Consider the following 12,046-nt stretch of genomic DNA (forward strand, 5'->3'; position numbering starts at 1 on the left):
AAACACGACGATCCTTCCTCTCGATATGGGAAAAACTAAAGGTTTTCTCTCTGCCATACAGCACCGAGAAATCCTAATGACCGATTTGGGATAAAGACGACCGACGGCAAGACTGTTAAGATAGGAAAGCTGAAGAAAGGCGTTCGCACCTTCGCCATCGACGGCAGAAAGCCTGTTGTGTGCAGCCCTATTGTAACAAAAAGTCTGCCCGACTATCCGCAGAAAGACAACCGCAAGGATTTTGTAGATAACGATTTTGCCGATGGCGACAGCGTTACAATTGTGGGCTGACTTAAAGATATGCCGCAACACGAATGGAATGCAGGAAGGGAGTTTAAGATACGCTTTGATAACATCTTTACCAGCGAGCAAGAGACATTCTATACAAAAGTGGATTCTCTTGGCAGATTCTCTCTGAAGTTTCCGCTTGTATATACGACCACAGTTGATATGGACTGGCATTCAACTGTGGTGGAGCCGGGAAAGACTTACTTTTTTCTGAAGGATTTTATGAATAATCAGATGCTCTTTATGGGCGACGATGTACGATTGCAGAACGAGGATGCCGGATATAAAATCTTTCATTCTCTTCCAAAAAGTCTTCATTATGGTTCTTTTGAGTCTTCGGAAAACGGTGCAATGGCATACAAACATCAAATTGACAGTCTGATAGCGAGTGATTTAGCTAATTTTCAGAAATATGCAGAACAACATCCAAACATCTCGCAGCGATATATCAATTACTATACCAGAAATATGAAAGCGGAGCAGGGTTATTTGTTGATGTTGTTTATCTTTCGCATGAGTACGTTGCCACAAGAGTATGTCGATTTTGTAACCAACGAGTTGTGGAACAGAAAGTACATTATCGGTAGTATCTATGATACATTCATACACTCATTCTTAATATATCAAACCGATAAGTGTAACAATAAATCAGCGATGCTTAAATCCTTGAAAGAGGAAGGCGTAACCTTTACGGACAAGGAAAACAGAATAATCGATGAATACCCCGAGATTTTTAAGAATATTGTTGATAAAATCTATACTGCAAAAACTGATGCCGAAAAGGACAAATGGATGAATTTCTACAAATCTTCGAAAGAGATTGCAGTTGTAGATTCGCTGTTGAAAAAGTACGACGAACAGATTTCTATTATGTGCTACAAAAACGCTTTTGCCTTAATCGATTCTGTTTGTGGCAGCGACAAGATTTTTCGTGACATTTGCAGAACTCAGCATATTTACGGCGATGCAATCTTTAATCAGCGAAAGTCTCTGAATCCGTGGATTCAAGAATATGTCGATAAGGAAATTGAACTTCCTTCAGCAAAGAGATTCCTGATGGAGCAGCACAAAAAATACCTCGCATTAGAGCAGAATGAAGTAAATCTGCCAGTCTTCAAGTCGGCAGACAATGTTGCAAACATGACCGACGGCGAGAAGATTCTCCGCAAGATAATAGAGCCATACAAAGGCAAGATTGTTCTGCTCGATGTTTGGGGCACATGGTGCGGTCCATGTAAGGCTGCGCTCTCGCACAGCAAGGAGGAGTTCGAGGCATTCAAGGATTATGACATTGTGTATCTGTATCTTGCAAACAGAAGTCCGGAGAAGGCTTGGAAGAACGTGATAAACGAATATAAGGTTACGGGCGACAACGTGGTTCACTACAATCTGCCAGCCGACCAGCAGTCTGCCATCGAGATTTTCCTGAATATTAGCAGTTTTCCATCGTACAGAATTATCGATACAGAGGGAAACATTATCGACCTTAAGGTTAATGCCCGCGATTTTGAAGCCACAAAACGGATTCTTGATAAACTGAAGAAATAACTTCGCGCGAGCGCATAAAAAAAGAGGCATACATTTTTCGATGTGTGCCTCTTTTTTATCTGTTATTCAGCCGAAATGAAATTCCATTTGCTGTTGTCGCTCTTAAAGTCGTATTTTGCAAGGGTAGGAGTGCTGTCGGCTACCGAATAGAGGCAATATTCGGTGTTCGTGCCCTCGCGCCCCGGAATAACCTTAGGCATTATTCTGAAAGTGCCGTCGGTAAGTTGTTCTATGCGCCAAAGCTGATTGTCTGCGCCTGTAAACTTTTCCTCGGTTGTAACCTCCATGTCCTTGGTCGAAGCCAACGCTCTGTCTGTTCCGCTTATCTTAATGGCGAAATAAGGGTTAGACAGATATCCGCCAGCCTCAGGAACGGCAACGATAGTCCAATGCTGGTGAGGGCGATACATGTAGTCGCCTGCGCGCACGTCGATGTTGCCCGAGCCCCAAGTTTGCTTAACCTCGTCGAGTGTCTGGTTTGGAATCTGCTTCAGCGGCTCGTTAAGGTCGATGTGATGCCAAGCCGCGCGTTCCTGATTCATTCTAACGAAATCGACGGCAAGTTCGAGGCTATAGCCGCGTCTTTCCGACGAAATCTGATATGTTCCTTCCTTAAAACTCTCGCCAGCCACAGGCCAGCCGTTGCGCCATAGCAGAGGACGGATTCCAAGCACGCTTCGTCCGCTGCGGTCGAAATCAGCCTCGAAATGGCACGACATAATCTCAACGCCTTCATCTATTACGGTTCTGCCAAAGTGTCCCGGACCGCAGACTCTCTTTCCGGCAGCAATAACCATCTTTCCGCCGCCGTTCTTCATGTCGCGACCAACATTGTCGATGTAAGGACCTGTAACCTTCTTGCTACGTCCGCAAACAATGTTGTAGGTAGAGTTTACGCCGTCGCAGCAAGTGCCGTGAGTTCCAAGCAGATAGTAATATCCGTCGCGATAGATGAGGTCGGTAGCCTCGCAGTCTATGGCAATGTCGAGTTCCTTGTTGCCTTTTACGCGCTCGCCGGTCTTAGGGTCGAGCTCGATTAGGCGGATGTTTCCGAAGTATGTGCCGTATGACAGCCACATTCTGCCGTCGGTTGGGTCGAGAAGAACGCCGGGATCGATGGCGTCGCAGTCTTCAAGACCGTCTGACGAAGCCACCTCGATAGGCTCGGTATATTTAAAGTCGGGCGATTTCGGGTCGAGCGATTTGTTCCACATCGTCAGGATTCTTCCGTTGTGTCCGCCGCCAAGTCCGCCGCCTGTTGCTCCGTAGATTACCAGATAGCGGTCGCCAATCTTAATAACATCGGGTGCTGCTCCGCCTCCGGGACGCTCTGCTCCGCCGTGCCACGACCATCCGTCTTCCGAAATCAATCCGCCTCCGCCAGTTCCGAAGGTAAAGTATTTTCCGTTACTCTCGGCAATGGTCGATGGGTCGTGAATGTATGGCTGTCCAGCCTGTGCAAATGCCTTGTTTATGCTTGCTGCCGAAGCAAGCAATAATGCTGCTAATGATATTTTATAAAGGTTCATTTCCGTCTATTTGTTAGATATTGTAAAGTTTGTGATAGGTTTGCCGCTTTCGTCGATGAAGCGGACGCAGAAGTCGCTCATTCCCGGACCGTTGATAATCATTCCGCGAAGAATGTTCGCACCCTTCTTTAGCGAGATGCGCTTTGACGTGCCGTCGTCCTTAACCATTCGGCGGTCGCCCGTAAGAGTGAGGATTTCAGAATTGTTCAGCAGCCATTGCGACGCTCCGTTAGAGCCAACGGCAAGGCGCACGTTGTCAATATCTTCGGTGCAGTTGATTACCGTTATCACGTTGAAGAATACGCCGTATTCGGGCTTTCCAAGCATCGTTGAGAAGCGGAACAGTTTTGCGTTGTAACTGTTGCTCTCGAGGTGATGCCACATCAGTTTCTGACCCGATACGACCGTTGTCTGCTTGTCGGCTGGCAGTTTCTTCATAGGCACGATGTGCTTTGCGAATGTCTCCTTCAGATAACTGTCGGTAAAGACAATGTTGCTGCGGATGTCCATCTTCTCAGGCTCAAGAATGCTCCATCGGCGAATAAATCCATCGGCATCTGGCGCAGATTTAGCTTCTGCCGGCTTCTTGAAATAAATAGGGCGAGGGTCGTTGGTAAGCGACAGCCAATCGACCTCAACAGGTGCATCACTCGACTTCAACGTAAGCGTTATGTCCGAGATGCCTTCGGGAAGCGTTCGGGTTTCGATGTTCACATCTTCCCACTTGTTGCCCGTGCTTTCTACCGCCAAATCGGTCTTGAAATCGCCGAGGGTTAGCGTAAAGACAGCCTTTCCAGATGATTTCATGCGCAGACATACGTTTTTTGCGCACGAACTCTTCATGTTAACCTTATTGTATCGAACCCAAGCGCCAGCAGATGGGAACTGGGTCTTCCAGCCAAGGAAAAGGTTCTTCTTGTCGAGATAGTCGATGCTTGCTCCACCGCCGATTTCAGAATAGCGGTCAATCTGAACAGGCTTTCGGGCATCGCTCACGCCCACGCCGCGCAAGGTTGGAATAACTTCCTGAATTGTTCCGTCGGCGTTGAAGAATAGCGAATCGACGCATACCGAGCGGTTCTTGTCGAACGATGGCGAATAGTCGTTGTGATGATAGAACAGATACCATTGGTTGTTGAACTCGACGATTGAATGATGGTTTGTCCAGCATCCGGTTTTCGACTCTTTCATGATGATTCCCTTGTATTCGTAAGGTCCCATCGGATTGTCGCTCATGGCGTATGCCAGACACTCTGTGCCTTCCTTCTCGCGCACCCAAGGATAGGTTAGATAGAATTTTCCGTTACGCTCAAAGGCGAAAGGCCCTTCTTTGAAGCCTTCTGGCAGGTTGGCTATGCGTTGCGGCTTGCCTTCGATGCTCAGAAGGTTGTCTGACATCTTTGCGACAACAAGACCGCCTCCGCCCCAGAACAGATAGTTCTCGCCCTTGCTCGTCTGCAAAACGCACGGGTCGATGCCCATCACGCCCTCGATAGGCTTTTGCTGCGGCTCGAACTTAGGCCAGAAAAGGTTGTTGGCAATAGCCACGCCGATGTTAAATCCGCGTCCTTCCTTCGGAGCATCGGGAAAGAAGAAATAGTATTTTCCGTCCTTCTCAACGCAGTCGGGCGCCCACATCGAGTAGCCGTCGGGCTTGCCCCAAGGCACTTGCTCTTGCGAAAGGATTACGCCGTGGTCGGTCCATTCCGTAAGGTCGGTAGATGAAAACATGTGATAATCAGCCATGCTGAACCATTTTTTCTTTGGCTCAACCGGACTGATAATGTCGTGCGACGGAAACAGATACAGCCTACCGTTAAACACTCGTGCTGTTGGGTCGGCAGTAAACTGATTCGTGATGATTGGATTTTGTGCTATGGCCGCGGTTGAAGCCAGCACAGCCAATACGGGTATCAGATTTTTTTTCATGCTGATAGGTATTATTTTATTTTGGGTTAGTTAACTTTCCAGATTTTCAGGGAGATGTAGTCTTTCGTAACCTGCGGTTCGCAGATGAAAATGGCATCGTTGAGCCAGTTGTACTTGCTGTCTTGCGGAGCCTCGAACTTCGGAACGGTACGGAAGTAAAATTCGTTCTGCCTTCCGATAAGAATTCCTACGTTGCGGACGTGGATAAACACACCGTCATCAGTCTGAATGCTGTAAATTGCCTCCAATTCGGTGCGTCCGTTCTTGCGGTCTACAAGTTGATAGTCAGCCCCTCCGCCAATCACCTTCCCTTTAATCGAAGGTCCTTCGAATGTTCCTCCTGTAATCGGAATCACCACGCGTTCGCCGTGCGATGTCTGCCCAACGGAGTAGGGCGCGCTGCAAGTAACCTTCAGTTCGAAGGCAAATTCGAGCTTCGGAGAACTTTTCTGCGCATTCGTCGGTGCCGAGCAAATGAGCATCAGCACAATTAACAGAATGTAATTTTTCATTGGTATTTCTCTGCTGTTATTTAGTATTTGTATTTTCTTATGTCGGCGCAAAAGTACAAAAAACTTTGGTTCTGTCAAATAAAAAAACTAATTTTGCTCTACTAATGTTAAACAACCAATATAATGCCGGAAAATAAACTGGAATTTAATCAATTCTATCTCAAAGATGTGTCGTTCGTCAATCTGATGAACAAGCGCATCTTCAATATCCTTCTCATCGCCAATCCTTATGATGCCTTCATGCTCGAAGACGACGGGCGAATAGACGAGAAGATTTTCATAGAATATTCCGAACTTGGACTAAGATATCCGCCTCGGTTCACGCAGGTTTCTACTGCCGAGGAAGCCAAAAAGGTGCTCGAGACAATCTCGTTCGACCTTGTAATATGTATGCCGGGAACTGACAATAATGATGCGTTCGATATTGCACGACCAATCAAACAGCAGTTTCCCGACATCACGCTGGTGGTGCTCACGCCGTTCTCACACGGCATCACACGACGTATGCAGGACGAGGACCTCAGCATGTTCGACTACGTATTCTGCTGGCTCGGCAATACCGACCTTCTGCTCTCAATCATCAAACTTATAGAGGATAAGCAGAACCTGAAGCACGATACCGAGGTTGGCGGCGTACAGATGATTCTGCTCGTCGAGGACAGCATTCGCTTCTATTCGTCTGTTTTGCCAAACCTGTACAAATTTATTCTGAAACAGAGCCAGAACTTCGCAACCGAGGCTCTGAACGCGCATCAGGCCACGTTGCGAATGCGAGGCAGACCAAAAATCGTGCTTGCCCGAAACTACGAGGAGGCGAAGGAGATTTTCGACGAGTACAAGGATTGCACTCTCGGAGTAATCTCCGATGCGCGATTCCCTCACGACGGAGTTGAAGATCCCGAGGCAGGCTTCGAATTTCTCGAATACGTCCACAGTCAGGACGAGTACATTCCGCGCATCTTGCAGAGCAGCGAGAGCAAGAATGTTGATATTGCCTACAGCAAGAACATCGATTTTGTGGACAAGAACTCAAAGGCGATGGCTCAGGATTTGCAACGCATCATTTCCCGTCGTTTCGGCTTTGGCGACCTCGTTCTTCGCAATCCCGAAACGATGGAGGAAGTTGCCCGAATCCACAATCTGAAGGAACTTCAGGATAATATTTTCACCCTTCCAAAAGAGTCGCTTCTCTATCATATTTCGAGGAACAACGTCTCACGCTGGCTTTGCTCGCGAGCCCTTTTCCCGATTTCTGAATTTCTGAAGCACATCACTTGGAAGAGCCTTCAGGATGTGGATGCGCATCGTCAGATTATCTACGATGCCATCGTTAAATACCGCAAGATGCGAAACAGGGGAGTTGTTGCCGAGTTCAAGAGCGACCGTTTCGACCGTTTCTCGAACTTTGCGCGCATCGGCGACGGTTCGCTGGGCGGAAAGGGACGTGGCTTGGCGTTCATCGACAATATGGTTATACGCCACGAGGAGTTCCAGAGTTTCGATAATGCTCAGGTTGCCATTCCTAAGACGGTGGTTCTCTGTACCGATATTTTCGATGAGTTCATGGAGAGCAACAATCTGTATCAGATTGCCTTGAGCGACACTTCCGACGAGAATATTCTGGCTCATTTCCTTCGCGGAAAACTTCCGCAGAAACTCCTCGACGATTTGTTCGCCTTCATCGATGTCGTTAAGTCGCCAATCGCCATTCGTTCGTCAAGTCTTTTGGAAGATTCACATTATCAACCGTTTGCCGGAATCTATTCAACCTACATGATTCCCTATGTAAACGACAAGTACGAGATGGTGCGAATGTTGAGCGATGCCGTCAAGAGTGTCTACGCATCGGTCTACTATCAGGACAGCAAGGACTACATGACCGCTACCCGAAACGTCATCGACCAAGAAAAGATGGCGGTAATTCTTCAGGAAGTTGTCGGAACTCAGTTCGGAAACCTCTTCTATCCGCACATCTCGGGCGTGGCTCGCTCGCTTAACTACTATACAATCGACGACGAGAAGCCCGAGGAAGGCGTTGTGAGCCTTGCTCTCGGTCTTGGAAAATATATTGTAGACGGCGGAATGACGCTCAGAGTTAACGCTTATCATCCCGACCATATAATGCAACTCAGCGAGACTGAATTTGCGCTTCGCGAGACTCAGACATCGTTCTATGCCCTCGACATGAACGATGTTGCCAAGGATTTCAAAGTGAACGATGGCTTCAACATCAAGCGAATACTTGTCAGAGAGGCAGAAAAAGACGGCTCGCTCAACTACATTACAAGCACTTTCGACCCATACGACCAAGTTATTCGCGACGGATTCTATGAAGGCGGACGAAAGATTGTATCGTTCAGCGGTGTGCTGAAATACGATGTATTCCCGTTGCCGAAACTTCTCCAACTTGCGCAGGAATATTGCCAGAGCGAGATGCGCCGTCCGGTTGAAATAGAGTTTGCAGTAAAACTGAATCCCGACAAGACCGGCACATTCTACCTTCTTCAGGTGCGCCCGATTGTCGATGCAAAGAAGGAGTTGAAAGAAGATTTGACAAAGATAAGCGACGGAGATGTGCTGCTGCGTTCGCACAAGTCGCTCGGTCACGGCATCATCGATGATGTTTTCGATGTTGTTTACGTCAAGACCGAAGGTTACAATCCATCTAACAATCAACTTATTGCCTACGATATTGAGAAAATGAACCGCAAGTTCCTTGAGAGCGATACACACTATGTTCTTGTCGGTCCGGGACGATGGGGCAGCAGCGACGACTGGCTCGGGATTCCTGTTAAATGGCCACACATTTCGGGTGCAAAAGTCATAGTCGAAGCAGGTCTGACCGACTATCGAATTGACCCGAGTCAGGGAACGCATTTCTTCCAGAATCTGACATCGCTCGGCGTGGGCTACTTCACGATAAACGACTATCTTGGCGACGGAGTGTACAATCAGAAGTACCTCGACAGTCTGCCTGCCGTCGAAGAAACCCAGTATCTCCGCCATGTTCACTTCAGCAAACCTGCCGTTATCAAGATGGACGGTCTGCATAGCGAGGGCGTAGTGATGCTTCCAGAGAAAGATTGACAATAAATAGACACTCCGATTCGTTTGAATAAAAGGCGAATCGGAGTATTTTTCAAAGTTTGTGCATCTGGAAAATCATCCGATGGCACAATCTTCAACGGCAGAAAATGAAAAAGTCCGTAATCATCAGCGATTACGGACTTTCTTATATCAAGAAAATTCTTTTTTACTTAATAATCTCAAGTGCCTTGAAACACTTCTTCAGGCGGTCAACGCCAAGGTCAACCTGCTCTTTTGTGTGAGTAGCCATAAGCGCGAAGCGAACCAAAGTATCCTGAGGAGCACATGCTGGCGGAACAACAGGGTTAATGAACACACCTTCTTCGAAAGCCATCTTTGTTACCTCGAAAGTCTTTATAGGGTCGCGAACGTACAATGGGATGATAGGAGACTCTGTTTCGCCAATCTCGAAACCTTCCTCGCGGAAACGCTTCAAAGCGTAGTTTGTAACCTCCCACAAGTGCTGCTGACGCTCAGGCTCGTTCTGAATAATGTGAAGAGCCTCGCGAGCCGCTGCCGTAGCACCCGGAGTTGCACTTGCTGTAAAGATGTACGTACGAGTTGTGTGACGCAAATAGTTCATTGTGTACTTGTCCGCAGCACAGAAACCACCGATTGAAGCGAGCGACTTCGAGAATGTACCCATAATGATATCAACATCGTCGGTAACGCCAAAGTGGTCGCAAACACCTCTACCTTGCTTACCGAATACACCGAAGCCGTGAGCCTCATCAACCATCAGACTGGCGTTGTACTTCTTCTTCAACTCAACAATCTTGTCGAGCGGAGCAAGGTCACCTTCCATAGAGAAGACACCATCAACGATGATGAGCTTAATCTGGTCTTCTGGCAAGTTAGCAAGCAATCTCTCAAGAGCATCCATGTCGTTGTGCTTGTACTTGAGTGTCTTGGCAAACGAGTTTGAACAACCGTCAACGATAGAAGCGTGGTCGCGGTCATCACAGATTAAAGTAGCGTGGCGGTCTCTACCGATGGCAGAGATGACACCAGCGTTTACTGAAAAACCTGTTGAGAATACCATTGCCTCGTCCTTGTGAAGGAACTCTGCAAACTCTTTCTCAAGAGAAACGTGGATGTCAAGTGTTCCGTTCAGAAATCTTGAACCGGCGCAACCTGTTCCGTACTTCTTTGTTGCTTCGATTGAAGCGTTGATAATTCTCTGGTCGTATGTCAAGCCCATGTATGAGTTTGAACCAAACATAAGAACCTTATGACCGTCCATGTTAACTTCCGTGTCCTGTGGACTATCAATTTCGCGGAAGTATGGATATATACCTAAATCCTTATATTTTTGAGGCTCGGTATATTTACTTAATTTTTCTTGTAATAAACCCATAAATCAATTTTCTGTCGGGACAAACCCGTTGTTTTTCCGCTGTGTACATTTTTACGAACACAAAAAACTGTGCAAAGATAGTAAGAAATCTGACTTGTCGAATAAAAATGTAGAAAAAAATACAATAGCGACTAAAAGTCAGCCCCTTTTTTCGTCTATTCACTTATTTTGTTATAATTTTGTCACCTCAAAAAGATATCAACTCATATATGATTATAAAAAAGGTAGTCTTTATTGTCAATCCTATATCCGGAACAAAAGGCAAGGAAGCAATCCTGAAACAGATTGAGTCATCACTCGACAAGAACAAGTACACATACGAGATTAAGAAGACTGAATACGCAGGACATGCGGCGATACTTGCCGAGCAGGCAGCGAAAGACGGCATTGATATTGTCGTTGCCATTGGCGGAGACGGAACAGTAAACGAGGTTGCACGCTCGCTTACGCACACCAATACGGCGCTCGGCATTATTCCGTGCGGTTCGGGAAACGGACTGGCAAGGCACTTGCAGATTTCGATGGAGGCAAAGAAAGCCATCGACATCATAAATAAAGGTGTGGTTGAAAGTGTTGATTATGGTAAGATTAATGGACTGCCGTTCTTCTGCACATGCGGAGTAGGTTTCGATGCCTTTATCAGCGCAAAGTTTGCTCAGGCAGGAAAGCGAGGACCTCTGACTTATCTCGAGAACACGCTTCGCGAGGGTGTAAGATACAAGCCCGAGACTTACGAGATTGAAGACGAGGCAGGAACACACAAGTACAAGGCATTTCTGATTGCCTGCGCCAACGCTTCTCAATACGGAAATAATGCTTACATCGCCCCAAATGCATCTATGAGCGACGGACTTATGGATGTTACGGTAATGGAGCCATTCAATATGCTGGAGGCAACGGCTATTGCCCTTCAGTTGTTTACAAAGACGATAGAGAAGAACAGCTGCATCAAGTCGTTCAGATGCAAGAAGTTGACTATCCATCGCAGCAAACCTGGCGTTATCCATTACGACGGAGACCCTGTAATGAGTGATGCCGATGTTGAGGTCGAGATGATTAGCGGCGGACTCAAGGTTGTTGTAAATACCGAAGCAAAACCGATGGTTTTCAACTTTGTGAAGACATTCTTCGAATATGTCAATCTCGACGCTTTTCATACCGAAGTTATCGACAAGGTAAGGTCGGAGATTGTCAGGACAAACCGTAAGATTCTCATTCTTAACCGAGACATTCTCAGAAAACTTACGAAACAGCAGAATAAGCAGTAATAAACAAAAAAGGCGGAATCAAATAAAGATTCCGCCTTTTTTGTTATGCTAACATTCTGTATTATCTGTATTATCTTAACTTGAAAATCACAGGGAAATAACATTCGCATCTTACCTTTTGTCCGTTCAACTCGCCCGGCTGCCAGTTTGGCATTTTTGAAAAGATACGCATAGCCTCTGCGTCAAGATCAGGGTCTACCGATTTTACAACGCCAATATCTGTAATTGAACCGTCAATCTCAACCGTGAAACCGACGGTTACTTTACCCTGAACTCCTTTCTCCAATGCTTTCTGTGGGTATTCAAGGTGTGATGCTATATATTTCATACAACTTTCAGTCCCTCCCGGAAATGTAGCTGGAATGTCTACAATCTGGTAGACCTTGTCATCTGTCTGTGCCAACGACACAGAAGTGCAAGAAAAAAGGCCTGCAAGAAGTAATGCTATTACTTTAAATTTCATTTTTGATCAAGATTAAAGTTTTTAATAAAACTCAACTTTTACTATTCGGTGCAAATATACAAATA

At 46.5% G+C, this 12,046-nt stretch carries 8 protein-coding genes; 3 read left to right on the forward strand and 5 right to left on the reverse strand.

Translation table 11 applies throughout. The features are described 5' to 3' along the window. Positions 1 to 300: 300 nt before the first annotated feature. Entirely contained in the window at positions 301 to 1,836 is a 1,536-nt protein-coding gene (locus tag T538_RS0105715; protein ID WP_031532618.1) for a TlpA family protein disulfide reductase, read from the forward strand. Between the two features lie 62 nt (positions 1,837 to 1,898). Here T538_RS0105715 and T538_RS0105720 read toward each other — a convergent pair whose 3' ends face one another. Genes T538_RS0105720 through T538_RS0105730 form a run of 3 tightly spaced genes read right to left on the reverse strand, consistent with a single transcriptional unit; the run spans position 1,899 to position 5,806 of the window. Further along, positions 1,899 to 3,365, reverse strand: coding sequence for a family 43 glycosylhydrolase (locus T538_RS0105720; RefSeq protein ID WP_031532619.1), 1,467 nt, complete (start codon positions 3,363 to 3,365; stop codon positions 1,899 to 1,901). Between the two features lie 6 nt (positions 3,366 to 3,371). Continuing rightward, on the reverse strand, positions 3,372 to 5,294 hold the full coding sequence (locus tag T538_RS0105725; protein WP_231497067.1) for a family 43 glycosylhydrolase: 1,923 nt from the start codon (positions 5,292 to 5,294) through the stop codon (positions 3,372 to 3,374). Positions 5,295 to 5,320: 26 nt separating this feature from the next. Continuing rightward, on the reverse strand, positions 5,321 to 5,806 hold the full coding sequence (locus T538_RS0105730) for a DUF3237 domain-containing protein (protein ID WP_031532621.1): 486 nt from the start codon (positions 5,804 to 5,806) through the stop codon (positions 5,321 to 5,323). Positions 5,807 to 5,929: 123 nt separating this feature from the next. On the opposite strand from T538_RS0105730, the gene T538_RS0105735 reads away from it, so the two are divergent. Then, entirely contained in the window at positions 5,930 to 8,893 is a 2,964-nt protein-coding gene (locus T538_RS0105735) for a PEP/pyruvate-binding domain-containing protein (protein WP_031532622.1), read from the forward strand. A gap of 166 nt (positions 8,894 to 9,059) precedes the next feature. On the opposite strand, the gene T538_RS0105740 is transcribed toward T538_RS0105735, so the two are convergent. Next, positions 9,060 to 10,250, reverse strand: a complete 1,191-nt coding sequence (locus T538_RS0105740; protein WP_031532623.1) for a serine palmitoyltransferase — start codon at positions 10,248 to 10,250, stop codon at positions 9,060 to 9,062. A gap of 209 nt (positions 10,251 to 10,459) precedes the next feature. Here T538_RS0105740 and T538_RS0105745 point away from each other — a divergent pair, with 209 nt between their 5' ends. After that, positions 10,460 to 11,518, forward strand: a complete 1,059-nt coding sequence (locus T538_RS0105745; RefSeq protein WP_031532624.1) for a diacylglycerol/lipid kinase family protein — start codon at positions 10,460 to 10,462, stop codon at positions 11,516 to 11,518. 70 nt (positions 11,519 to 11,588) lie between these two features. On the opposite strand, the gene T538_RS0105750 is transcribed toward T538_RS0105745, so the two are convergent. Next, complete coding sequence (locus tag T538_RS0105750; RefSeq protein WP_031532625.1) at positions 11,589 to 11,981, reverse strand: energy transducer TonB; 393 nt, start codon at positions 11,979 to 11,981, stop codon at positions 11,589 to 11,591. Between the last annotated feature and the right edge of the window lie 65 nt (positions 11,982 to 12,046).

Origin of the sequence: Bacteroides sp. Ga6A2 (assembly GCF_000702225.1) — a bacterium.
Taxonomy (GTDB): domain Bacteria; phylum Bacteroidota; class Bacteroidia; order Bacteroidales; family Bacteroidaceae; genus Ga6A1.

What these genes read in the sequence shown, in the direction of transcription:
- T538_RS0105745 (WP_031532624.1), top strand. Translation starts at nt 10,460, where the DNA reads ATGATTATAAAAAAGGTAGTCTTTATTGTCAATCCTATATCCGGAACA.
- T538_RS0105735 (WP_031532622.1), top strand. Translation starts at nt 5,930, where the DNA reads ATGCCGGAAAATAAACTGGAATTTAATCAATTCTATCTCAAAGATGTG.
- T538_RS0105720 (WP_031532619.1), bottom strand. Translation starts at nt 3,365, where the DNA reads ATGAACCTTTATAAAATATCATTAGCAGCATTATTGCTTGCTTCGGCA.
- T538_RS0105715 (WP_031532618.1), top strand. Translation starts at nt 301, where the DNA reads ATGCCGCAACACGAATGGAATGCAGGAAGGGAGTTTAAGATACGCTTT.
- T538_RS0105725 (WP_231497067.1), bottom strand. Translation starts at nt 5,294, where the DNA reads ATGAAAAAAAATCTGATACCCGTATTGGCTGTGCTGGCTTCAACCGCG.
- T538_RS0105730 (WP_031532621.1), bottom strand. Translation starts at nt 5,806, where the DNA reads ATGAAAAATTACATTCTGTTAATTGTGCTGATGCTCATTTGCTCGGCA.
- T538_RS0105740 (WP_031532623.1), bottom strand. Translation starts at nt 10,250, where the DNA reads ATGGGTTTATTACAAGAAAAATTAAGTAAATATACCGAGCCTCAAAAA.
- T538_RS0105750 (WP_031532625.1), bottom strand. Translation starts at nt 11,981, where the DNA reads ATGAAATTTAAAGTAATAGCATTACTTCTTGCAGGCCTTTTTTCTTGC.